The 21,542-nt window shown below is 67.6% G+C and carries 20 protein-coding genes, 1 tRNA gene and 3 pseudogenes; 13 read left to right on the forward strand and 11 right to left on the reverse strand.

The genetic code is table 11. From position 1 onward, the window contains the following. The first annotated feature begins 38 nt into the window (after nt 1-38). A complete protein-coding gene (locus tag AC0Z36_RS05715; protein WP_485461577.1) occupies nt 39-1,004 on the forward strand; it encodes a helix-turn-helix transcriptional regulator in 966 nt (321 codons plus the stop codon). A 252-nt stretch (nt 1,005-1,256) separates the two neighbouring features. On the opposite strand, the pseudogene AC0Z36_RS05720 reads toward AC0Z36_RS05715, so the two are convergent. Further along, nucleotides 1,257-1,952, reverse strand: a pseudogene (locus tag AC0Z36_RS05720) (ISL3 family transposase); the annotation flags it as partial. A 317-nt stretch (nt 1,953-2,269) separates the two neighbouring features. Here AC0Z36_RS05720 and AC0Z36_RS05725 point away from each other — a divergent pair. Next, nucleotides 2,270-2,950 (forward strand): SAF domain-containing protein, encoded by a 681-nt coding sequence (locus AC0Z36_RS05725; RefSeq protein ID WP_485461578.1) that lies wholly within the window; start codon nt 2,270-2,272, stop codon nt 2,948-2,950. A gap of 179 nt (nt 2,951-3,129) precedes the next feature. Next, nucleotides 3,130-3,603, forward strand: a complete 474-nt coding sequence (mscL, locus tag AC0Z36_RS05730) for a large conductance mechanosensitive channel protein MscL (RefSeq protein ID WP_485461579.1) — start codon at nt 3,130-3,132, stop codon at nt 3,601-3,603. A gap of 192 nt (nt 3,604-3,795) precedes the next feature. Here mscL and AC0Z36_RS05735 read toward each other — a convergent pair whose 3' ends face one another. Both AC0Z36_RS05735 and AC0Z36_RS05740 read right to left on the reverse strand, forming a co-directional pair. Then, nucleotides 3,796-3,984 carry a hypothetical protein gene (locus AC0Z36_RS05735; protein ID WP_485461580.1) on the reverse strand — a complete coding sequence of 63 codons (189 nt, stop codon included), beginning with the start codon at nt 3,982-3,984 and terminating at the stop codon, nt 3,796-3,798. A gap of 49 nt (nt 3,985-4,033) precedes the next feature. Then, the gene (locus AC0Z36_RS05740) at nt 4,034-5,008 is read right to left on the reverse strand and encodes a sigma-70 family RNA polymerase sigma factor (RefSeq protein ID WP_485461581.1); all 975 of its coding nucleotides are present in this window, start codon (nt 5,006-5,008) and stop codon (nt 4,034-4,036) included. Between the two features lie 612 nt (nt 5,009-5,620). On the opposite strand from AC0Z36_RS05740, the gene AC0Z36_RS05745 reads away from it, so the two are divergent. Beyond that, nucleotides 5,621-6,928, forward strand: a complete 1,308-nt coding sequence (locus tag AC0Z36_RS05745; protein WP_485461582.1) for an alpha/beta fold hydrolase — start codon at nt 5,621-5,623, stop codon at nt 6,926-6,928. Nucleotide 6,929: 1 nt separating this feature from the next. Here AC0Z36_RS05745 and AC0Z36_RS05750 read toward each other — a convergent pair whose 3' ends face one another. Next, entirely contained in the window at nt 6,930-7,583 is a 654-nt protein-coding gene (locus AC0Z36_RS05750) for a rhomboid-like protein (protein ID WP_485461583.1), read from the reverse strand. Between the two features lie 548 nt (nt 7,584-8,131). Beyond that, a complete protein-coding gene (locus AC0Z36_RS05755) occupies nt 8,132-8,671 on the reverse strand; it encodes a hypothetical protein (RefSeq protein ID WP_485461584.1) in 540 nt (179 codons plus the stop codon). Nucleotides 8,672-8,953: 282 nt separating this feature from the next. Between AC0Z36_RS05755 and AC0Z36_RS05760 the strand changes: the two genes are divergently transcribed. The 4 genes from AC0Z36_RS05760 (at nt 8,954) to AC0Z36_RS05775 (ending at nt 12,185) form a co-directional block, all read left to right on the forward strand. After that, on the forward strand, nt 8,954-9,829 hold the full coding sequence (locus AC0Z36_RS05760) for a hypothetical protein (protein WP_485461585.1): 876 nt from the start codon (nt 8,954-8,956) through the stop codon (nt 9,827-9,829). Continuing rightward, complete coding sequence (locus AC0Z36_RS05765) at nt 9,826-10,785, forward strand: hypothetical protein (protein WP_485461586.1); 960 nt, start codon at nt 9,826-9,828, stop codon at nt 10,783-10,785. Before AC0Z36_RS05760 ends, AC0Z36_RS05765 begins: the two co-directional genes overlap by 4 nt. Nucleotides 10,786-11,101: 316 nt before the next feature. Continuing rightward, nucleotides 11,102-11,743 (forward strand): chorismate mutase, encoded by a 642-nt coding sequence (locus tag AC0Z36_RS05770; RefSeq protein ID WP_485461587.1) that lies wholly within the window; start codon nt 11,102-11,104, stop codon nt 11,741-11,743. Nucleotides 11,744-12,112: 369 nt separating this feature from the next. After that, a tRNA-Arg gene (locus AC0Z36_RS05775) sits at nt 12,113-12,185 on the forward strand. Between the two features lie 47 nt (nt 12,186-12,232). On the opposite strand, the pseudogene AC0Z36_RS05780 reads toward AC0Z36_RS05775, so the two are convergent. The 3 genes and pseudogenes from AC0Z36_RS05780 to AC0Z36_RS05790 all read right to left on the reverse strand — a co-directional run bounded on the left by AC0Z36_RS05780 (nt 12,233) and on the right by AC0Z36_RS05790 (nt 15,701). Further along, nucleotides 12,233-13,856 (reverse strand): annotated as a pseudogene (locus AC0Z36_RS05780) (site-specific integrase). A gap of 441 nt (nt 13,857-14,297) precedes the next feature. Then, complete coding sequence (locus tag AC0Z36_RS05785; RefSeq protein ID WP_485461588.1) at nt 14,298-14,609, reverse strand: 4a-hydroxytetrahydrobiopterin dehydratase; 312 nt, start codon at nt 14,607-14,609, stop codon at nt 14,298-14,300. 30 nt (nt 14,610-14,639) lie between these two features. Beyond that, entirely contained in the window at nt 14,640-15,701 is a 1,062-nt protein-coding gene (locus AC0Z36_RS05790; RefSeq protein WP_485461589.1) for an NsdA family TPR-like regulatory protein, read from the reverse strand. Between AC0Z36_RS05790 and AC0Z36_RS05795 the strand changes: the two genes are divergently transcribed. Next, nucleotides 15,661-15,900: a hypothetical protein gene (locus AC0Z36_RS05795; RefSeq protein WP_485461590.1), complete on the forward strand. Its 240-nt coding sequence runs from the start codon at nt 15,661-15,663 to the stop codon at nt 15,898-15,900. The genes AC0Z36_RS05790 and AC0Z36_RS05795 overlap by 41 nt on opposite strands. A 106-nt stretch (nt 15,901-16,006) precedes the next feature. Beyond that, nucleotides 16,007-16,597 carry a hypothetical protein gene (locus AC0Z36_RS05800; RefSeq protein ID WP_485461591.1) on the forward strand — a complete coding sequence of 197 codons (591 nt, stop codon included), beginning with the start codon at nt 16,007-16,009 and terminating at the stop codon, nt 16,595-16,597. A 138-nt stretch (nt 16,598-16,735) separates the two neighbouring features. Here the strand turns inward: AC0Z36_RS05800 and AC0Z36_RS05805 are convergent, their stop codons facing one another. Next, on the reverse strand, nt 16,736-16,972 hold the full coding sequence (locus AC0Z36_RS05805) for a hypothetical protein (protein WP_485461592.1): 237 nt from the start codon (nt 16,970-16,972) through the stop codon (nt 16,736-16,738). Between the two features lie 521 nt (nt 16,973-17,493). Between AC0Z36_RS05805 and AC0Z36_RS05810 the strand changes: the two genes are divergently transcribed. Continuing rightward, nucleotides 17,494-18,561, forward strand: a complete 1,068-nt coding sequence (locus tag AC0Z36_RS05810) for a methyltransferase domain-containing protein (protein WP_485461593.1) — start codon at nt 17,494-17,496, stop codon at nt 18,559-18,561. A gap of 41 nt (nt 18,562-18,602) precedes the next feature. Here the strand turns inward: AC0Z36_RS05810 and AC0Z36_RS05815 are convergent. After that, a pseudogene (locus AC0Z36_RS05815) lies at nt 18,603-18,809 on the reverse strand (transposase); the annotation flags it as partial. 115 nt (nt 18,810-18,924) lie between these two features. Continuing rightward, nucleotides 18,925-19,548: an HAD family hydrolase gene (locus AC0Z36_RS05820; RefSeq protein ID WP_485461594.1), complete on the reverse strand. Its 624-nt coding sequence runs from the start codon at nt 19,546-19,548 to the stop codon at nt 18,925-18,927. A gap of 170 nt (nt 19,549-19,718) precedes the next feature. Here AC0Z36_RS05820 and AC0Z36_RS05825 point away from each other — a divergent pair, with 170 nt between their 5' ends. Then, nucleotides 19,719-20,942 (forward strand): helix-turn-helix domain-containing protein, encoded by a 1,224-nt coding sequence (locus AC0Z36_RS05825; protein ID WP_485461595.1) that lies wholly within the window; start codon nt 19,719-19,721, stop codon nt 20,940-20,942. 81 nt (nt 20,943-21,023) lie between these two features. Further along, the gene (locus AC0Z36_RS05830; protein WP_485461596.1) at nt 21,024-21,254 is read left to right on the forward strand and encodes a hypothetical protein; all 231 of its coding nucleotides are present in this window, start codon (nt 21,024-21,026) and stop codon (nt 21,252-21,254) included. The last annotated feature ends 288 nt before the right edge of the window (nt 21,255-21,542 follow it).

Consider the following 21,542-nt stretch of genomic DNA (forward strand, 5'->3'; position numbering starts at 1 on the left):
GACAGCTCCGGTCCTGGTCATGGGCAAGACTTCGGGATGTGATCAGTACATCCGCCCGCCTGCTGCGACTTGTCTCGCTGCTGTCCGCACGCCAGACGTGGACCTGCCGCGAGCTGGCCGAGCAGCTAGCGGTCACCGAGCGCACGGTCCGGCGCGACGTCAGCAGGCTGCGGGAGCTCGGCTACGGAGTCGAGTCCGACCCCGGACCATGGGGCGGCTACCGCCTCAGCCCAGGCACCCGGATACCGCCGCTGACCCTCGACGACGAGGAGGCGCTCGCCGTGGCCGTCGCACTGCGCGAGGCCGCACTCAGCGGCGTCCTCGGCAGCCACCAGGCCGCACTGTCGGCACTGCTGAAACTGCGGCAGGCCCTGCCACCACGGATCGCGGACCGGCTGGGTGAGATGGACACCGCCCTCGTGCACACCCCCAGGCCCGACGAGCGCCAGATCACGCCCGGCATGCTCCTGGAACTGGCCACCGCCTGCCGCAGAGGCGAACGCACCCGTTTGTCCTACCGCGACCACGCGGGCAATGCCACCGTCCGGGACGTCGACCCCTACCGTCTCGTCCACACCAGCATCCGCTGGTACTTCGTCGCCCGGGATGTGGCACGGGGAGAGTGGCGGACGTTCCGAGCCGACCGCGTGGTGCAGACACGGCCGACCGGACACCCAGTGGAACTCCTCGACCCACCCGACCCGGCACTCCTCGTCTCCCAAGGCATCGCGAGCGTCGTGTACCCGCTCTACGTGACGATCCGCCTCCCACTGCCCATAGACCAAGCGCGGCAGGTGGTCCCACCGACGATCGGCACCCACCACCCCGACGGCCCCGACGCCACCATCGTCGAAATCGGCGGCCACGACGACGACCGGCTCGCCCGATACCTACTCGGTCTGGGCACCTCCCTACGCGTACTCGCACCCGACTGCGTACGAGAGGCGCTGCTGCGCCGCACCCGGGCAATCTTCGAGGACAACGCGGACGGGCAGCGCCGGTAGGGCTGCACTGTGCCGTATGGCGTTGGTGGGCGTGGTGCGTCGCCTTCGCGGGGCTGTCGTAATGAGGGCAGCCGCTCCGCACCGGCGGGATCGCCCTCCCCGGGGAGCCGCCGGCACCGGGGTGCAGCCGGCACCGGGGTGCAGCCGCATGCTCAACTGGCTTGCTCGCCAGAGGTGTTGATGGTCCTGTCGGCTCGGGTCCGGCGGCCCCGGAGGGAGGGCTCCCGCGGAACCGGGGTGAAATATTCCACCGCGGCGGGCCCACAGTACCCAGTCCCACAGGGCCTGTTGGATGTCTGCGCCTTGCTTGAGTGCCATCCGCAGGCCCTCCTTGAGCAGGTAGGCGCGGCGCAGGACGGGATGGGCCTTGGCGATGAAGGCGAGTTGGGCCTGTTGGCCTCCGGTGAGGTCTTCCGGGTTCTTCCACAGTGCCCAGCGGGACCTTTTGCGGGACTTGGAGCCCGCGGTGACGTGCGTGACTCGGTGGGAGCGATCCTCGCCGAGTTGGTCGAAGAACGTGCGCAGGGTGGCCTTGTCGCGTCCGGCTTCGCCCCAGACCAGGCGGCCGGAGTCGTGGTCGACCACGATGGTGAGGTACTTGTGGTGCTTCTTGTAGCTGATCTCGTCGATGCCGATCCGGCGCAACCCGGCCAGCGGGTCCACCCGTTCGGTCACGTCGGCCCACACCCGGGTGCAGATGTTGCCCACCGTGCGCCAGCCGATCCGCATCAGCTGGGTGACGGTGGTCTTCGAGCAGCAGGTCGCCAGCCACGCCACCGTGTCGTCGAACGGCAGGGTGTGTCCGGCGCCGTGCCGGGCCCAGGACACCGCAGCCGTCGACCCCGTGCCGGCCGGGCGTGCACCACCATCAGCACGTCCTGCGGGGCGCCCTCGTCCGAGCCGCTCTCCTTGGCCTCGACCCGCTCGATCACGGTCTTTCCGACACCGAGCAGCCGAGTCCATTTCCATGCAGATTGCACGCCGTATCCAGGTTCTTCCGTTTCGTACCTCCGCAAGTCGAAACGTAGCCGGGGTACGGCGTGTTCTGCATATCAGCCCAGGTCAGCGACCCAGGAAAGCGACAGGGGAGCCGTTTTTGTCTTGTCCCGGACTGTCCTGTGGTCCGCCGCAATCCCCCGGTGGGGGGAAAGAGTTATCCACACCCCCGGGTTGTCCACAGGCTGTGCACGCACTGTCACCACCGGCCCGGCTCCTCCCCCATGGTGAAGACGGCACTGTCGCCGAACCCCCGGGGGATCCTTTCCATGCCAGCACCACACCGGCACCGCCTCACCCGCCTGCGGCTGACCGCCGCCCGGCACCGCCGCCCCATCGGGGCCGCACTGGCCGGCACGGCCGTGCTCGTCTCCGTGGGTGTGCTGCGCCCCGCGCCCCAGGACTCCGTGCCGCTGGTGGTCTCCACCCGCGACCTCGACGCCGGACAGACCCTGGACGACACCGACTTCACCGTCACCCGGGTGCCGACCGGCCAGCGTCCCGCCGGTGCCGTCCGGACCACCTCCGAAGCACGCGGCCGACCGCTGGCCGGGCCGATGCGCCGCGGCGAGCCGCTGACGGACGCCCGCCTTGTGGGTCCGGGCCTCATCACCCCCGACTCCGCCGCAGGCACCGTCGCGTTCCCCCTCCGCTTCACCGACGCCGAGGCGGTCCGCCTGCTGCGGCCCGGCGACCGGATCGACATCCTCGCGGGTGCGGGGGAAACGGCCACGACCCCTGCCTCCGCCGTAGTCGTGGCCGCTGGCGCGGTGGTGCTCGCCGTACCGCTGACGGCCGGTTCCTCCGGGGGCGGCCTGCTGGCCGGAGGCCCTGCGGACACCGGTGGCGGGGGTCTGGTCGTCGTGGCGGTGCCGCCTGAAACCGCCGCCAGAATCGTCGGCACCGCGACCGGACAGTTGATTTACACCATCAGGGGATCGAAACCTTGATCATGTTGCTAAACGGCCCAACTGGCTGAACAATCGAGCTCATTGCCCGAAATCGGGAAGAACATACGTTCCGTCCCGAAAAATCCGATAAACGAGCACAGTGGCCGTCGCGAAACGCACTCCGGCAAACACGCCAGAGCAGCCGCACACGACCGGTCCGAAGGATGTGGTGCCAGGTCATGGGCGGTTTCAAGAAGTTCCTGATGCGCGGAAACGTCATAGACCTGGCCACCGCAGTGGTCATCGGCGCAGCGTTCACCGCAGTGGTGAACGCCTTCGTCAAGGGAATGATCAATCCACTGGTCGGTGCGTTCGGCACGAAGGACCTCGAGCAGTACAAAACCTGCCTCAAGGGTCCGTGTGGGATCGACGCCAAGGGCGAGTCGATCGGCGTCTACATGCAGTGGGGTTCGGTCCTCAGCGCGCTGCTGACGTTCCTGATCACCGCGGCGGTCGTGTACTTCTGCTTCATCGTCCCGATGAACCGGATAATGGCCAGGCACAAGGCAGCCCGGGGCGAGGCGGAGGAGAAGGAAGAGCCGACCGAGACCGAGCTGCTCAAGGAGATCCGCGACCTGCTCGCGGAGGGCGCGGGCTTCCCGGGCCAGCGCAATCACAACCAGTCGGCAGAGACCCAGAGCCCGCCGGTGTAGGTTCTGCGCACTGAACCCCGCTCACTGAAACCCGCACAACGCGGAAGGCGCCGCCCCCTCGGAGGGGGCGGCGCCTTCCGCGTTGTGCGGTCCAGGCTTTCGGGCGTGCGGTCCAGGCTTTCGGGCGTACGGTCCAGGCCTTCGGGCGTACGGTCCAGGCCTTCGGGCCTGCCCTCCGGCCGCCCACCCGGATTACAGATGGTGCGGCGGCTTCTCGTCCAGGAACCGCTTCAGGTCGTCGGTGCCACTGCGCGCAGGCTCGTCGCCCCAGCCTTCGCCGTTCTCGTCGCTGCTCTTCTCAGGCAGCAGCTCGAAGCTGTCCCAGCCGAACGGGTCCTTTTTCACCTGCGGCGTCTGCGGTGCCTGCTTGTCAGTGTTCATCGGAGAGCACCGTACCTTTTGACATCGCAGTTTGACGTCGCCGCGCCCGTCACGCGGCCAGGCCCTGCTCGGTGGCCAGTTCGCGCAGTTCGAGCAGCGCGGCCTTCTCGATCTGCCGGATGCGCTCGCGGGTCAGGCCGACCTGCTTGCCCACCTCGGTGAGGGTGTGTTCCTTGCCGTCGAGCATTCCGTACCGCGACTTCATGATCATTGCGGTGCGTTCGTCCAGCCGGCCGACGAGGCTGGTGATCTGGTCCCGTTCCATACCGGCCAGCGCTATGTCCTCGGGGGTGATGGACACCGTCTCCTGGACCAGCTCGCCCAGTTCCGTGTCACCGTCGTCGCCGACGGGGGTGTCCAGACTGATCGGCTCGCGGGCCCAGCCGAGCACGTCGGAGACGCGCTTCTCGGTGCTCTCCAGGATGTGCGCGATCTCCGCGTGGTCCGGCTCGCGGCCGGTGTCCCGGGCGACTTCGCGCTGCACGCGGCGGATCTTGCCGAGTTCCTCGACCAGGTGCACCGGCAGCCGCACGGTCCTGGCCTGGTCGGCCATGGCGCGGGTGATCGCCTGCCGGACCCACCAGGTGGCGTACGTCGAGAACTTGAAGCCCTTGGCGTAGTCGAACTTCTCAACCGCCCGGACCACACCGACGTTGCCCTCTTGGACCAGGTCCAGGAACGGCATTCCGCTGCGCGGGTAGCGGCGGGCTACGGAGACGACCAGGCGCAGGTTGGCCTTGATGAACTCCGACTTCGCCAGCTCACCCTCGCGGACCAGGGCCCGCAGTTCGTCCCCGGTCACGCCCTTGGGCGCGGCGTGCTCTTCGAGCAGTTGCTTCGCGTAGAGGCCCGCTTCGATGATCTTGGAGAGTTCTACTTCGCGTTCGGCGTTGAGCAGCGGAGTACGGCTGATCTCATCGAGGTATACGCCGACGGTGTCACGTTCGGCGTCGGCCGCCTTTCGCGTGCGCCCGCTCGCCACGCGGTCCGACCCCTGGCGGGCCACGCTCCGTGTCATCGGCATGCTGGAACCCTCGCTTTCGTCCCTGTCTGTAGGGAGCTCGTCGCGATGTGCAACACATAATTGACGGCGCACATTCCCGATCGCCCATGGCTTACAAGCCGTCCCCGGCGCGGTCTCCCAGGCCCGCAGCACGCTTGTCGTTAAGCGTCTACCTGCGATAGCCCGGGTTATGCCAGGTATCTCAAAGAACGGATCCGGAGGGGCTTTTGTTCCCTCCGGGCAGGGACAGCGTCCCCGCAGGGCGGGCACATCGCACCTCCCCGGCCGGGCCGGGCCGGATCAACCCAGGCCAGGTGTCGCACAGCCCGACGGGACGCCACAGACCGGGCGGCGGACCGATGATGGAAATGGAGGGAAACATCGCGATTGCCGGAACTCCGCCCGGGATGAGTCATTTCACGAAGCCCGCGCCGTGTCTGAAAGTTGTGTCGCGTTGCGTTGTGCTGTGTCGCGTTGCGTTGTGTCGCGTTGTGCTGCGTCGCGTTGTGCTGTGTCGCGTTGTGCTGCGTTGTGCTCCGTTGTGCTGCGTTGCAGTGTTGTTGTCCGGCGTTGTAAAAACCAGCTGAGATCGTCTTCCGAATTCTCCCGACCGCTTCCCTTGGAGTCCCGACCGTGCCCACGTTCCGCATCCCCGGCCTTGTCCTCACCGACCACACCTTCGACGTGCCGCTCGACCACGCAGAGCCCGGCGGCGAGCGGATCGAGGTGTACGCCCGGGAGGTGGTCTCGCCGGGCAACGCCGGGCGGGACGACCTGCCGTGGCTGCTCTACCTACAGGGCGGCCCCGGCGGGCGCTCGCCGCGCCCGGAGAACATCGGCGGCTGGCTGGAGCGGGCGGTGACGGAGTTCCGTGTGCTGCTCCTCGACCAGCGCGGCACAGGCCGGTCCACTCCGGCGAACCGGCAGACGCTGCCGCAGCGCGGCGACGCCGCGGCCCAGGCCGCCTACCTGGCGCACTTCCGGGCGGACTCGATCGTCCGGGACGCCGAGCTGATCCGCCGGACGCTCACCGGCGAGCGGAAGTGGAGCGTGCTCGGCCAGAGCTTCGGTGGTTTCTGCACCGTGACGTATCTGTCCATCGCCCCCGAGGGTCTGCGTGAGGCGGTCATCACCGGCGGGCTGCCGTCCCTGGAAGCCGCCGCCCACGATGTGTACCGCGCGGCGTACCCCCGGATCGAACGCAAGAACGCGGCCTACTACGAGCGCTTCCCCCAGGATGTGGAGACTGCCCGGCGGATCGCAGCCCTCCTCCGTACGACCGACGTCCGGCTCCCCCACGGCGGCCGGCTGACCGTCGAAGGCTTCCAGGCGCTGGGCATCCTGCTCGGCGGCACCACCGGGGCGGAGCAACTGCACTACATCCTTGAGGACGCCTTCTGTGCCGGTCCGGACTTCCTGTCCGACGCTTTCCTGGACCAGGCACAGGCGCAACTGTCGTTCGCGGCCGGGCCGATGTACGCGGTCCTGCACGAATCGATCTACGGTCAGGGTTCCGCGACCGACTGGGCGGCGGAGCGCGCACGGTCCGGATTCCCGCAGTTCGACGCGGACAAGGCCCTCGCGGGCGGCGACCCTGTGCTGTTCACCGGCGAGACCATCCACCCGCAGATGTTCGCCGGGCCGGACCAGGGCGGCGACCCGTCGCTGGCCCCGCTGCGCGAGGCCGCCGGACTACTCGCCGCGAAGTCGGACTGGGGCCCGTTGTACGACCTCGACCAGCTCGCCCGGAACGACGTCCCGGTCGCCGCCGCCGTCTACTTCGACGACATGTACGTGGACACCGCGCACTCCCTGGAGACCGCCGCGGCGATCCGCGGCCTGCGCCCGTGGGTCACCAACGAGTACGAACACGACGGCGTCCGCACCGGGGGCACCCGCGTGCTGGACCGGCTGCTCGGAATGGTCCGCGGAGAGGCGTGACTCAGGCGGTCTTCCGTACGGCATAACCCGCGACGAGCCCCACGGCCGCACCGGCCACGTGCCCCACTGTGGTGAAGTCCGGCAGCCACCCGGACCACAGTGCGCCCAGGAACGGTCGGGCGAGGCTGAAGACGGCCCACGGCAGCCGCAGCCGACGCGGGAGGAACGGCGTGACCGCGGCGGCCGCCGCGGCCGCGCCGTAACTCACTCCGTAGTCGAGGACGTCCCGGACCGTCTCCGGATAGCGCCCGTCGTGCAGCGCCACCACGATGATGACCGCCGTGATCAGGGTCGCCCCGATGTGCCCGGCGAGGAACACGCCCACCGCCCGCAGCGCCCCCACCCGACGTTCCAGGAAAGCCAGGCAGACGGCGATGCCACCGCCGACGATGACAGCGTTGCTCGACCAGTCACCCGCCATGTCGACGACCAGCATGCTGCCGAGCAGGGACCGCACCGGGTGGGTGCCGAGGTTGTCCAGGTTGGTACTGATGTCCAGTTCGAGCCGCCCGGCGGTGTCCGGCGCGAATATGTATCCCACCAGGACATAAGTGACGGCGAGCAGCACGAGGTAGCCGGTTGTCACCGGGCTGCGGCGCGCGTATTCCAGTGGGGACCAGCGCGCGCGCCTGGCGTCTTCCGTCTCTGTGGACACAGCAGGAGTGTGCCCGGCGGGTGCGGGGTGTGCGTAGCGGGGGGTGTTCTCCCGGGGTGCCGGAACCGGGCGGAACGCGGTGGGAACGGCGTCCGCCATCGGCGGGAGGGCCTCGCTACGCTGAGTGCGTCGCCATCGTGGGGCGTGGAGAAAATCCACTACTCGCAGGTCCCGGCGAATGACCGTGTAGCGACCGGGAACGCCGATCAGCAGTTTCGGGAACGCACCGAACAGGCACAGGCCCGCGGCCAGCGCCGTGGCCGGTACGGCACTGATCACCCTGCCCGGCCAGGCCCACGCGGCCCTGCCCACTGGCTGCACCGGCGCCGTCGGGAGCGGCACCGCGCCCGTCAACTGCGAACTGCCCAGACCCGGGCGCGGGGCGGGCAGGTCTGCGCCCGCCCGCCCCGGCGGCGACCTGGCGCGGCACCGCGGACTGATCAACCTTGGCGTCACCCGAACCCACGGCACCGGGCAACTCACCCCGGCCGCCGGCGCAGTCCTCCAGGACCGCAGTTCCACCATCCCTTGTCAGGTCCCGTCATCGGTCACACTGCCCAGTCCCCCTTCCACACGATGAGGAGCGGGGTGGGGTGGTCGCCGGACGTACCAGTCAGCTTGTAGTGGTAGCCGCCGGGCACGTACGCGCTGATGGCGGTGTCCCCCGAGACGGGCACGTCGAACTGGACGTGGACGTACTGCTCCTTGCCTCCCTGGTCGGGGGTCTTCCAGTAGACGTCCCCCTGGACGCCGGCCCAGTACGGGAACGTGTTGTCGGCCAGGGCGATGCCGGTGTCGCCGGGCGCGATGGTGCCGGGGTCCGGGCCGTCCCACTGCCCGTGGACCAGTCTCTTGGTGTTCAGCTGCAGGGTTTCGCCGGTCCTGTTCAGCACGGTCAGGCACATGGACTTGCTCGAAGCGCCGGTGCTGGTGCACCCGCCCTCCGTTTTGGCGACGGCCGGGCCGGCGGCCACGCCGGCCGACTGGTCCACCGCGGAGGCGTATCCGGCGAAGGGGCCGCCCAGGACTGCGAGGGCCCCCAAGGTGACGAAGGCCCTGCGTATGCCGCTATTGGTCGAGTTCCGCATTTTCCTGATCCTCTCGTCATACTGCTGACCACAACAACCCTGCCTCAATTCCGCGAATTCCGCGAATTCCGCGAATTCCAGATAAAGGATCCGGTGAAGTTTCCGGAAATTTTACCCCCGGATGACTTCCGTGCCCGACCGGCGGACAGGGCGTGGGATTAAAAGGCGGGCATCGCAAATCCCATGAGTTGTTAAATAAAGACGCGGTCGGGACTTTCGACCCTCCCGGGTTCCGGTAGTTGTGCGTTTCAGTGGTCCGGACCGACCCATTGGAGGAGCGATATGAACAGCACCGAACGGGCAACACGGCGCCGCATGCGAAACGCCCTGACGCTGGCCGCGGCCGGCGCGCTGACCGCACCCCTGCTGGCCCTGTCCGCACTGCCCGCCTCCGCCGCTCCGGCGCCCAAGGGCGACAGCGGACTCCACTTTCCCTACACGATGGACCCGGACGCCACGCTCCAGGGAATCCCGCAGAACGCGGAGCAGTCCACGTACGACACGGTCGGGAAGACCATGTCGATCGACCAGCTTTACGTCGCGCTGAAGGCCCAGGGCGGGTTCAGTGGAATGAACAAGACCGATGACTCGGTCGCCACAGCGACCACTAAGTGCGAAGCGAGCAACTCCTGCCACTTCTTCGGGAAACTGAAGGAGACGGGACCCGTTTCCCTTTCGACCGCCCCAAAGCAAGGCCCGGTCAGCACCACGTACTCCATCTCCACGAGTTCCACCAACGAGCATTCGGACTCGACCACCCAGAGCGGCGGAGGCAGCATCGGCCTCTCCTACAGCGGCGAAGACGGAAGCATCGGCGGGAACTTCTCCGCGGGGTACTCGAAGACCACCAGGGACTCCGTCTCGTACACGTCGGCCTCCGAGACCGACTACACGGTCAAGGTGCCGGCGGGGAAGTACGGCCAGGTCGAGGCGCGTCAGGCGGGCGGTGTGTATTCCGGATACCTGGCGGTCCGGAACAACAATATGCAGTGGGATTACTCGCCGGTCACGGTTTTCGTCAAGGCCCCCGGAAAGTCGTACACCGCGACGGAGAACTGGGCGTACCTCCCGGATTCGGCCAACGGCGCGACTGCCCTGCGGGGACCCGCGGTGCCGCTCCGTGACGCCCGCACGAGCATGGGGAAGGACGACGCATGACGAACACCAGGACGAACGGGGACACCGCCGCGCGGGCGGCCCGCAGGCACCGCTGCAGCCGCGGGGCGCTGGCACTGAGCCTTCCGCTGATCCTGCTGTCCCTGGGGACGGGCACCGCCCAGGCCCACGGCTTGGAGGGACCGCAGGCCGCGGCGACTGTGTCCGGACTGCCCTACACCCCGGCCACGTATCTGGAGAGCAAGGGCGTCCCCAGGGGGACTGACTGGATGCAGGTCCGCAGCAGCGACGTGCGGAAGGTGTTCCCGGACGGCGAACTCGCCGACGAGCTGAACGCCAACGCCCCCTACTACTACGGCGGCGGCTCCTGGGAGGAGGCGGTCCGCGGCTGCACTCTCAAGCGCATGCCCGGGGACGACAGCCTGGCCGGCGCGCAGAAGGTCTTCTTCGTCGGGAAGGTGAAGGACACCGCCCCGGTCATCTACGCGACCGACCCGGCCCTGGGGGAGGCGGACCTGGCGTTGAAGGTGTCGACGAGCAACACCCACACCCACAGCGAGTCGAATGGGTGGAACGCGGGCGGGAACGTCGAAGCGAAGTTCGGGCCGCTGAAGATCTCGGCCAACTACTCGTATTCGCGCACCGGTGAGGACTCGACAGCCTTCACCAACTCCAGCTCGGACAGCGCCAGCTACCACATACCCGCCAACCAGTGGGGCTCGATCGAGATCCGGGCAGCGGGCTCGGAGTACATCGGGTACATCATGGCCTTAGACGGCCATCAGTGGACCGCTTCGCCGGTTGAGTCCTTCTCCAAGCAGCCGGGCATCACCTACGCGGCCACCTGGGACCTGGCTCTGCAGGACGGGTCGGGGGCCAACGGGGCGGCAGGGGACAAGCCCGGGGCCGTGCGCTCCCGCGGCCCGTCCCACCCGGTGGGCGCTGACCGGCCGCACCGGGCGAAGCCCGGGATCTGCGGAGCCCACTGTGCGCGGTGACTACGCAGATCCCGGGCCTCCCGGCCCGCAGCCTTCCCGCCGCAGGAGCCGCCGGTTCCTGAAGGTTCCAGCGCTGTTCACCCCGGTTTTTCCCGTGCGTGACGTCGTCGGCCTGCCCGGCGCCGCCTGGGCCGGCCCGCTCACGGCCCGGCCCAGGCGGCGCATCATGCCCGTACTCCTGGCATATCTGCTTTTTGGGCATTTTATTATAATTTAGATTCAATATATATACATCAAGCTCGATTACCACCGCATTGTTGTCTGACGTCTCCTTTTCCCTGCGTCGCTTGGACCACATCCACAAACAGGAGGACCTGTGAAGTACAACCCGCGCAGCACCAACAGCGGAATAGCCGCCGCTGCGGTCGGCGCACTCATGGGAGGCTCCGCACTCGTGGCCTGTGGCGCCTCCGGTGTCGCGAAAACGGACCCCACCCCGAGTGTTACCGCGGTCAGGGCCGGGACCGCCGAACTGGCGCTGGGGGCGATGGTGCGCCTCGCCGCTGAACGGATCATGACCGCGGACACGGTGGCCGCGGCGAAGTGGGGCACGGGCCAGCCCATCGACGACCCGGCACGCGAGAAGACGGTCCTGAACGGAGCGACGACTCAAGCCGCGAAGGCGGGGATCGACCAGTCCACCGTCCGGCGCATCTTCGAGGACCAGATCGCAGCGAACAAGACCGTCCAGCGAGCGCTCTACACGCAGTGGGAGGCCCAGCCCCCGCAGCAGCCGGCCCACCGCCCCGACCTCACCGCCGAGGTCCGCCCCATCCTGGACCGCGTCACCAGCCAGCTGCTGATCTCCATCCAGGAGGCGCAGCCACTGATTTCCAGCCCGGGATGCACCGCGGCGCTGGACCGCCAAAAGGCGGCGACGGCCCAGGCCATGGGCCTGGACGCCATGCACACGACCGGGCTTGACCAGGCCCTCGCCCATACCTGCCGGATCCGGTGACCGGCGCTGGCACCACGGTGCGACGCCGAGTCGGTCAACTCCGTACTGGACCGTAGTTCCTGAACCGGGCGCACAACCGTCTACGGCGCGGACCGGCAGAGCCAGACCATGCTCGGTTTCGCCATGTCACCAGAGTGCCGTCAGCCGGTTCTTCCATCGGCGATCGCAGTAGTAGACGTGTCCGGCAGTTCGGCCCGACAGCTCCCCGTGCTCGTCCGCTAGGCTGTCCACAGGAGCCACCCCGACCTTCGGTTGTGGAGTTGCGGGTCACATGTTGACCACACAACCAACTGCTGGGGGCAGGGGACGGCACCCGTGGCGCACGGGGAAGGTGCGGGGGCGTTTTCTGCCACCTTTTCTCCACGTCCAGCCTTAGTAGCTCAGGGGATAGAGCACCGCTCTCCTAAAGCGGGTGTCGCAGGTTCGAATCCTGCCTAGGGCACAGGAAAGGAAGCCTCTGACCTGGGGTTAAGCCCCCAGGGAGGCGTGTTAAGCGGCCTCGGACCTCTGGTCCGGGGCCGTCTGCGTGAGCGATGCGTGAGCGGACGGCCCAGCAGCACCCGGAGTCTCCGCAGACACAGAGGCGTTTTCCGGCACGTCCGCCCGGGTGGTGCGGGCTCGCGGAATGAGCTTGGCCATCGCCTCGGCGATGGCGGCGTCCACCTGAGGCAGCAGGCTCGTGTACGTATCGGCCGTGATGCCCTGCGAGGAGTGCCCGAGCAGCTCCTGGATGTCCTTCATCGCGGCCCCGGCCGCGTGCGCGAAGGTCGCCGTTCCGTGCCGCAGATCGTGCAGCCGGACCGGGGGCAGGCCGATCTCCCCGTACAGCTCGTTGAAGTGCCGGGTGACGTTGGCCGGGTGCAGTTCCTCACCGTTCTCCCGGGTGAAGACCCGCCCGGTCTCCACCCAGGCTGCGTCCCACTTCTCGCGGTCCGCGCCCTGCTGGACCCGGTGCCGCTCCAGGGCCTGGACGGTGCCGGTGTCCAACCCGGTGGTCCGCGCGCCGGCATCGGTCTTCGGGTCGTCCTCGTAGACCTCCCACCCGTTGACGACAAGCTGCTTGGCCACCGTCAGCTGAGCGACCTTCAGGTTGGTGTCGGACCAGCGCTGCCCGCACGCCTCGCCACGCCGCAGCCCACGGAAGGCCATGAGGTGGAACAGCGCGTGGAGCCGGTCGCCCGCCACGTGGTCGAGGAACAGGCCGGTCTGCTCCGGTGTCCACACCATGTCCGGGGACGGCTTCTCCCCGGTCCGTCGCCACTCACTGACCCGCTCCTCGGTCCACACCAGGGCCTTGGGACGCTTGCCCGACTCCAACTCGACGTAGGAGGCCGGGTTGAAGGTGATGTGCTGATGCGAGATGGCGGCATTGAGCGCGGCCCGCAGGGTGGACCGGATCCGCTGCCGGGTCGCCGGTCCGGTTATCCGCCGGAAGGGCGGCAGCTCCGCGACGGCGGCCTTCAGCACCTTCCGGCGGGCCCGGTGCTCTGTGCCCTTCCAGGGGACCTGCGCCAGCTCTTCAACTGCCGTACGGCGTACGGCGTACGGCGTACGCCTCGGCGATCTCGACGTTGGACTCGGCGATGCCCTCGAACATCTCCGACAGGTGGGAAACACGGAGCCGGTCGAGCCGGATGTGGCCGATGCGCGGCTTGAGGTGCAGGCGGATGTTGCCCTCGTCCCGGCTGATCGCGCTGCGGCGGCCCTTCTTGCCCGCCAGCCACGTGTCGAGCCACTCCCCGGCAGTGGTCCGGCTGACCAGGTCCAGGCCGTGGTTCAGCCGTCGCCGGGCGGCCTCGACCTCCGGAAGCGGAGACTTCTCTTCGGAGGCCTTCTCCAGCAACTCGGCTATGCGGTCGAGGCTTTCGGCATCGTCGGACTCCGCCAGGCCAAGAAGCGACCGTTCGTGGTCGAGGTCGGCCTGCGCGGCCTTGAGCGAGTCGTAGCCGGCGCGGCTGAAGGAACGGCGGGTTCCTTCCTCACGGGGAGGAAGCTCCTGCCGGATGGAGTACGTACCATGCTTGCGGCCGGAGAGCTTGGGGCAGCTCTTGCCGAGCGGCTTGCCGGTCTCAAGGTGGTGGCAGTAGCAGCGGCGGTGGGTGGAACCCTTCAACTTCTCTTCTCCTCATCGGGGTTGGCGGGTGGACCGTCGACGTCGGCGAGTTCCGGGGGAAGTTCAGGCGGGATTCCGCCGTCCTCGCGGATAAAGCCCCGGATTCGCCGGAGGTTCTCCTTCGCACGGGTTCCTCTTTCGAAGTGGATGGCTTGGGCTTGCCGTGCACGGTCCTGCTCGGTCGGGTCGTCGGCCGTCTCAGCCGCGCGCTGCCACCTGCGTCGGCGAGATGGACATCAACGGGGGCGTGACGCTGCGCTGGGTGCCGCTGACCGACGCGGTGAAACTGGTCGCCGAAGGCCGGGCCGTCGGTGCCGCATCCGTAGTCGGCCTCTACGCAGTCCGGGAGCGGCTGGGCGTCAGCTGGCGAGTACCGCAGCACGTTCTGCGGCTGACTCCCACCATTACCAGTTCCCTGCCGACTCGGCCGCGCTCACTAGCTCACAGTGCCGTGGCTCCGTGGCCTTCGGCGATGGCATCGATGTGACGGGCCAGCACGAAGTCCTTCGCGGTCAGTTTGTTTCCCGCATCGTGGGTGGTGCTGCGGAAGACGATGCGTTGCCAGCGGATGTCGATGTCCGGGTGGTGGTGGATTTCCCGCGCCTTGGCGGCGACGTACGTCGCCAGGTGGATGCACTCGTGCCAGGTGTGTCCGTACGCGCGCTCGATGGCGTCGCCGACCCGTGTCCAGCCCGGCAGGTCCGCCAGGAGGGTGCGAATCTCCTCGTCGTCGAGCGGTACAAGTGCAGTCATCAGCATCTCTCCAGGTGACGATCAGTCAGTTCACGGCTGTGACTGTACGGCGAACGTGGCGATCAGGGCACCCAGGTCTCGGCCGTACCTCTGGCCTGCCCACGGCGCCATCGCCGCACGCAGGTGTTCGAGTTCGGCGCGGGCGCGGGCGGAGCCGGTGGTCATCCCGAGGTCGACGGCACGGCCGGCCAGGTTCAGGGCGCGGTCGGGTTCGCCGACTTGGGCGGCGGCCGTCGCCTGGCGGGCGGCGAACACCGCCGCGTCGCGGCGGGCATCGGGTAGTTCGGCCAGGACCCGGGTCCAGATCCGGTCCGCGTCGGCGGCGGCTTGGTGGTCGCCCCGGATTCCCAGGCGGCCGTAGCAGGTCGCCCGTTGCACCTCGATGTAGTGCGGGGTGCGGCGGCAGGCGTCGCCCCACGGCAGGTCGTCGTCGACCTGGGCAACCAGGTCGACAGCGTCGCCGAGCAGCCGGTCGACGGCCCGCCGGTCGCCGAGGATGGACTGGCCGTGCGCGTGGTGCACCGACGCTATGACCCGCACCTTGGGTGCCAGCGCGGTGTCCCGGATGAAGGCGTCGGTGAGGTCGACGGCGGCGGTCCCGTCGCCCGCGTCGACGCACAAGGACGCCTTGTTGGCCAGCGCGTAGCCGACCAGTTGCCGGTCGTCGGCCCGGTGGGCCATCTCCAGGGTGGTGTCGCGCCAGCGGGCGGACTGCACGATGTCGCCCACGTCCTGCCACAGCCAGCCCAGCAGCGCGGCGTACGCGGCGCCGACGCGCAGCAGTTCGCCGCGGACCGGACGGTCTGCGGCGGCTGCGAGCTGCACGATCAGTTGGTGCTGCGTGGCGACGGTGGGGATCAGGTGGTGGGGTCCCAGCATCATGTCGGCCCGGTAGTGGCCTTGGAGTTGTGTACGGAAGTAGTCGGTCAAGGCTGGGTCCACCCGGGTCGGCGGCAGGAAGGTCCTGACGTCCGACGAAGCCGACACGATCTCCTTCGTCCTGGAACTCGCCCAGCTGGCCCGGAACGCAAAGACGGACAAGGAGACCGCCATGCACCTCGAATGCCTGATGTGGACCAACGCGGGACCCATCACGGCCACCCCGGAACACCTGCGGATGCTGTCGCCGAGTAGGTCCGACGGCGACCACCTCGAACGGGCGACCCTCCACATGGATACCGCTGCGGTGTACTACGGCCGCACGTTCGGCAGCCCGGACAGAAACTGGCAGATCGCCGAACGCAACCGCCAAATCGGCCACCAGAGCCTCGTACGCCTCACCGCCAGGTAACCCCCGGACAGGCGCAGTACGGGCCCCGCCGCCGGCCGAACCACGGCACCGGGGCCCGTACTCCCCGGAACGATCCGTCATCCGCCCCACACCCAGGAGAACCCCCGTGTACTTCACACTTCGCGCCCCGATCCCCGCCGACGCCGAACCGGGAACCGCCACCCTTGACGGACCGGGCCGCACCCTTCCCGTCCTGTACCTCAACGGAGCCGCGTACGTCTCGTACGAGACCCTGACGAGCACCAACCTGGTCCACTCCGCAGACAGCGTTCTGACGCCGACTCGCGACGACATCGAATTCCCCACCCTGCTGGAGTCCCACTCCGACACGCCGGACGTCAACATCACGCCGGAACGATTCGGCCTGTACCGCCTGCCGTGGCCGTACACCCGGACGGACACAGGGCCGTCAGTATGGGCCGTCCACCTGGACGCGTGCGAAGGACTGGAGACCACCCACATGTTCGCGTCCCTCGCTGGCGCGTACCAGTGGGCCGCGCTGACCCGGAGCTGCGCCAACTGCAACAAACAGCGGGCAACCGCCTCCCGCCCGGCAGAGCGGGAACTGTTCGACCGGTGTGTCAGGCGGCTCTGGCTGTGCGCCGACAACCAGTTCCCATACGGGGCACAACAGTTCGTCGAGGACGGGGCAAGCGGCCACCTCGTGACTATCGCGCGGGTCGCCCTCCAGCCCTGACACCGTACGTACGCCTGCTGTACGGCCCGTCCCCCCTGAACCAGGGGGACGGGCCGTTGTGCGTCCGGGGGCTGAACCATGGGGCGTGCCGTTGTGGTGTGTGGGATCGGGTGTTCGGCCGGCGGAGCAGTCCGACGGTCACACGTCGTAGTTCTTGTCCCACGCCAGCATCGCCGCGTAGAACGCCGGGTGTGCCTCCCGCTCGTGTGCCTGCCGTAGGATCCCGGCCGCCGCGATACCGGTCCGGACCCCTTCGTCAGCGCCGAACGGCGACATCTTCACGACGTCACCCATCACATCTTCCCGGAATCCCCGGCAGGTGGGGCACTCCTCCACCTCGCGCTGCATGGCCCGGGTCACTCGCGGCTTGCTCATGCTGTGGAGCATATTTCACCGACGGCAACCGGAGCACAGAGCCGTACCGTGGCGTACCGGCCCCGTACGGGGTAACTCCACCGGCGCTGCTGGGGACCACACCGGCCCGGCCTTTTGTGAGCTGGCGTTCACGTATGCGGCGACGGGATGATGGCACAACGTCACAGCGTGGGGCGGAAGCCTGCACGCGTATCACCGACACGGAGGCCGTCTTGGACCCTGTCACGGTCCGATAGGTGTCACTGTGTGGTCATCAGCGGCGGGAGCTGCACAGCGGTCCCGGTCGGCACATCCCCATCCGGCCGGGACCCCAGAACCGCACCCGCCCGTGCTCGGGGAAGCGAAGTCCGTGCGGGGTGCGCCATCCGAATTCAGCGGGCGAAAGGGAAAGCCATGGGCAGCCACAAGAAGCCGGTGAAGTGCTCGATGTGCGCCGGCAAGGGCTACACGGAGGTCAGCCAGGATGGGAAGGTCGTAAGACGTCCCTGCGGTAGGTGCAATGGCACGGGGACGGTGAGCTAATGCTTCAGACCAGTACCGAACGTCTGGGACGCGACCGTGCGCCCTTCCTGCCTGACGTCGTGTGGCAGGCCGATGCCGCGGGTCACACTCGGATCGACCGACGTGAAGATCCCCAAGCGTGGCAGGCAGCCGCAGACGCGGACTGTGTCCTCGTCATCCAGTGGGACGACGGAACGACAACCGACCCGAGCGGGGTACCCACGTGCTCTGCGTCGCTGCCGTCGCTGGTCAGAGTCATGCTCGACGCGACCGATGTGCGGGAGGGACAGAGCGTTCTGGAAATCGGCACCGGGACGGGATTCACTGCCGCACTGCTGCGGGACCGTGTCGGCCCGACTGGACGAGTCGTGTCCGTCGAAGTGGATTCGGACCTTTCTGCATCTGCACGGCAACGGCTCAACGCCGCCGGGGTCGACGTCGAAGTGATGTGTGCTGACGGGCTCGACGGCTGGGACCCAGGTGCACCGTACGATCGCATCCACGTCACCTGTGGAATCCGCCGCATCCCCACTGCGTGGCTGCGTCAGTGCCCGACGGGCGTGATCATGCTGCCGTGGGGGACACCGCTCAGCGGTGAGCGGGACAGGATCATCTCCCTGCACGTGAAAGATGGCACGGGAGTTGGGCGTTTCGGTGCTGAAGTCGCGTTCATGAAAGCCCGTTCCCAGCGCCCCGTTTCCTCGGATCACTGGCCGGACACAGGGGATAGTGCTGACGTCACCCTGCCCGTGTCGTGGGACGAGATCGAAATCCCCCTTGAGACGTCCGGCGGATTCGCCATGGGCCTGCTTCTGCCCGGAGCTGCCTACCTCCTAAGCGGAGGTGGCGACGACGAACGCGTGTTGTGGCTGGAACGCGGAGCTAAGGCCGCGTCAATCGGCTTCGGGGACGGCTACAAGACGACCGTAGCCGGAGACACGGCCCTAGCCGTGCAGTACGCCGAAGCTGCCCGGTGGTGGCACGATCGTGGGCGGCCGGAACCTGAACGTTTCGGACTGACCGTCAACGGCGAAGGACAGCGCGCGTGGCTGGACACCCCCGAAGGTGAGTCCTGGACGTTGAGCTGAAGTAACAAGGAGGCGGCTTTTTTTAGGAACGCGTTCTCCTCGCGCAGCTTGCGATTCTCGCGTTCCAGCTCCGCTTGCCTGCCGCTCTTCTCCGTATACGGAGTGGTGTCCGGGCCGGCGGTTTTCCGTTTACGGTCATTCACCCAGTTCGACAGGGTGGAGTCGTTGATGCCGAGTTCCATGGCGACGTGGGAGACCGGGCGCGGTCCGTCGAGCACCATGCGGACGGCCTCGTCCTTGAACTCTCGTGAGTACGGCTTGTTGTGGGCCGATTTTTTCTTCTTTTCCGGAGTTCCCCAAGCGTAGTTGGGGTTGCTGTCCGGAAAGTTCGAGGCACCTCAGGCGGGCACCAGGGTGATCGGGTTACCGAACCCCAACTCGGGCCGTGAGAAGAGCATCAAGCTGTTCTACGGTGGCATCGGGGTCTGTGTGGTGAATCGTCGTGATGCCCAAGTCCTGGGCTGCGGGAAGGTTGGCGGGAACGTCGTCGACGAACACGCAGTCGGCCCCGGGAAGGTTCAGTTCCGCCAGGGCGTAGTGGTAGATGGCTGCATCGGGCTTGCGTACGCCCACATGTTCGGAGATGGCCAGGACGTCGAACAGGTCGTACAGGTCTCGGGTGCCATATGGGTCGTACGGATGCAGCCCAAACGAGTTCGACAACAGCGCCACCTTGATCCCCGCGTCGCGGGCCCGGCGGACGGCCTGCACCATCGCCGGTTCGACACGCAGGTTGGCCAGGGCGCGACGCATCAGGTCGGTCGGGTCGACTCCGAGGATCCCGCCGATCACCGCGTTCCAGTCCTCCTGGGTGGCGCGACCTGTTTCAAGTGCCTTGTAGATAGCCACTCCAGCCGGGTTCTGTTCGAGTGCGTGGAAGTACGCGCCCGGAACCAGCCCTTCAGCGCGTTCGAAGGTCTCACCGTTCATTCGCATCTGGGTGGTGAGCACGCCGCCGAAGTCGAGGATCAGTCCGCGGTAGTTCAAGGTCGCTCCTGGGACGAAGTGGGCAGGTGGGCCCAGCACACCGTCGGTGTGGCCGTTCGCTTCCGGGCCTCTGCGTACGGGAGTGACTTTCAGTATGAGGTCCGCTTCGACCGAGGCCGGTCTACGCTGGAAACCAGGCGCACCACAGGGGCACAGAGAGAGGCCAACTGATGGAGTCCAACAGGGACTTGACGTTCGGTAAGAGGATCAAATTCTTCCGGATGGCGCGGGGTACGTCGCAGAAGGCACTCGGGGAGCTTCTGGGGCACTCGGAAAACTGGGCCTACAAGGTCGAGGCGGACTTGATCCCGGTTGACCGAGTTTCTGTGCTGCTGGAGATGTGCCGTGTTCTCGACGTCGACCTGGCAACGCTGACCGGCGGGTTCCTTACCGGGGTCAGTGTCGGCTCACGGGCGGAGCACGAAGCGGTGCCAGCCATCCGCCGGACGCTCACCCTTCCCACGTCGCTACTGTCCGCCGGCGCTGAGGTGATCACCCCCGACGAGCTGACCGATTCCGTGGAAGCGGCTTGGAAGACCTACGAGACGCTAGCTCGTACCCGCTACTCCGAAGTCGGTGCCCTCCTTCCGCTGCTGCTGCGCGACGGCTACGCCGCAATGAACGCCGCATCGCAGAGCAGTGAGGCGTACAAGGCCGCCGCAGCCATGGTCAACCTCTACGGCCTGTACCAAATCTGGCTGCGCCGGGTCGGCGAACTGGAGTTGGCACGGCTTGCCGCCGACCGGGGTATGGCACTGGCCGACAACGTCGGAGACCCCGCGCTCCTGGCTGCCGCCGCGTGGAACGTCTCCTGCGTGCTGACCTCGACGGGGAACGCCCGGGACAGTGTGGAGCTCGTCCGGGAGACCATCGCCGGGTGCGCGCCGGGTGACGACGCCAGCCCGGAGCATTTGTCGGCGTACGGAGCACTTCACCTTCAGGGTGCGATCGCTGCGGCCCGCTCCAGTCTCGGCCCGGTCGCCTGGGACCTGTTCCGCGGTGCGAACGGTGTGGCCGACCGCATCCTTGTGGACCGGAACGACTGGCACACGTGCTTCGGGCCGACGAACCTGGCGATGCACAGCGTGCACCTGACGGCCGAAGAAGGGGACATCAGCGAGGCCCTGCGGTTGGCGGACAATGTCGAGGTCCCTGACGACATGCCGCTGGAACGACAGACCCGCTACGGGATCGAACTGCTGAACTGCAACCGGATTCAGCGCGACGACTACGGGATGGTTTTCATTTTGAAGAAACTCGTGGAGACGTCCCCCGAGGAGATGCGGTTCTCCGCGATTGTCCGGGAAGCAGTCACGGACCTGCGGAAACGTGAACGACCGATGTGGCGGGACGACTTCCGGACGGTGGCCGCCCACATAGGGATGATCGCCTAGTAGCCACTTCGGGACTGAACGTGAGGCAGGTCTGAATTTTTTTCAGACCTGCCTCTTTCCCGCGCCCATAAGTTCCATGGCATGACGCAACGTCACTCACCGATCACGGACATCCGGGGGCCGACTCTCGAACGTGTCCCGGGCGAGAAGATCCGTCGTACTCACGCCGGACGGTTCGCACTCCCGGTCCGCAGCCCCGGCAAGGGCACGAACCCTGAACCGTTCCTGCTCATCCTCACCGCGGACGAGTTGGACGTGCTGCGCAGCGAACTCGACGCCCTGATCAGCCCGGCCCTGGATGCCGCTCGGTGATGTCGACTGAGTCCTGCACCGAGTGCAACAACCCACCTCCCACCATGGAGCAGGCGGACTGCACCTACCTGTGTATCCGAATGCCTGGACGAGCGGATGCGGGCCGGCCTTCTGAACCAGGAAGTCGACGCCGCCAAAGTTTCCAGTGCTTCCCTACCGACCACCGCAGAGGAACCCCCTCGCGGCAGGAGAACTGAGGCTCCCCCGCTAAGCGGGAAGTGCTGATTGCCTGGTCAGCGGGGTCTGACCTGGTTTCGAGTTCACCTGATCAGCCGTCGCCCGCTCGGC

The sequence above is a fragment of the Kitasatospora sp. UYEF31 genome (assembly GCF_057291755.1).

What these genes read in the sequence shown, in the direction of transcription:
- AC0Z36_RS05755 (WP_485461584.1), bottom strand. Translation starts at nt 8,671, where the DNA reads ATGCGGAACTCGACCAATAGCGGCATACGCAGGGCCTTCGTCACCTTG.
- mscL (WP_485461579.1), top strand. Translation starts at nt 3,130, where the DNA reads ATGGGCGGTTTCAAGAAGTTCCTGATGCGCGGAAACGTCATAGACCTG.
- AC0Z36_RS05795 (WP_485461590.1), top strand. Translation starts at nt 15,661, where the DNA reads ATGCACCTCGAATGCCTGATGTGGACCAACGCGGGACCCATCACGGCC.
- AC0Z36_RS05760 (WP_485461585.1), top strand. Translation starts at nt 8,954, where the DNA reads ATGAACAGCACCGAACGGGCAACACGGCGCCGCATGCGAAACGCCCTG.
- AC0Z36_RS05805 (WP_485461592.1), bottom strand. Translation starts at nt 16,972, where the DNA reads ATGAGCAAGCCGCGAGTGACCCGGGCCATGCAGCGCGAGGTGGAGGAG.
- AC0Z36_RS05765 (WP_485461586.1), top strand. Translation starts at nt 9,826, where the DNA reads ATGACGAACACCAGGACGAACGGGGACACCGCCGCGCGGGCGGCCCGC.
- AC0Z36_RS05785 (WP_485461588.1), bottom strand. Translation starts at nt 14,609, where the DNA reads ATGACTGCACTTGTACCGCTCGACGACGAGGAGATTCGCACCCTCCTG.
- AC0Z36_RS05735 (WP_485461580.1), bottom strand. Translation starts at nt 3,984, where the DNA reads ATGAACACTGACAAGCAGGCACCGCAGACGCCGCAGGTGAAAAAGGAC.
- AC0Z36_RS05740 (WP_485461581.1), bottom strand. Translation starts at nt 5,008, where the DNA reads ATGCCGATGACACGGAGCGTGGCCCGCCAGGGGTCGGACCGCGTGGCG.
- AC0Z36_RS05725 (WP_485461578.1), top strand. Translation starts at nt 2,270, where the DNA reads ATGCCAGCACCACACCGGCACCGCCTCACCCGCCTGCGGCTGACCGCC.
- AC0Z36_RS05825 (WP_485461595.1), top strand. Translation starts at nt 19,719, where the DNA reads ATGGAGTCCAACAGGGACTTGACGTTCGGTAAGAGGATCAAATTCTTC.
- AC0Z36_RS05830 (WP_485461596.1), top strand. Translation starts at nt 21,024, where the DNA reads ATGACGCAACGTCACTCACCGATCACGGACATCCGGGGGCCGACTCTC.
- AC0Z36_RS05790 (WP_485461589.1), bottom strand. Translation starts at nt 15,701, where the DNA reads ATGGGTCCCGCGTTGGTCCACATCAGGCATTCGAGGTGCATGGCGGTC.
- AC0Z36_RS05810 (WP_485461593.1), top strand. Translation starts at nt 17,494, where the DNA reads ATGCTTCAGACCAGTACCGAACGTCTGGGACGCGACCGTGCGCCCTTC.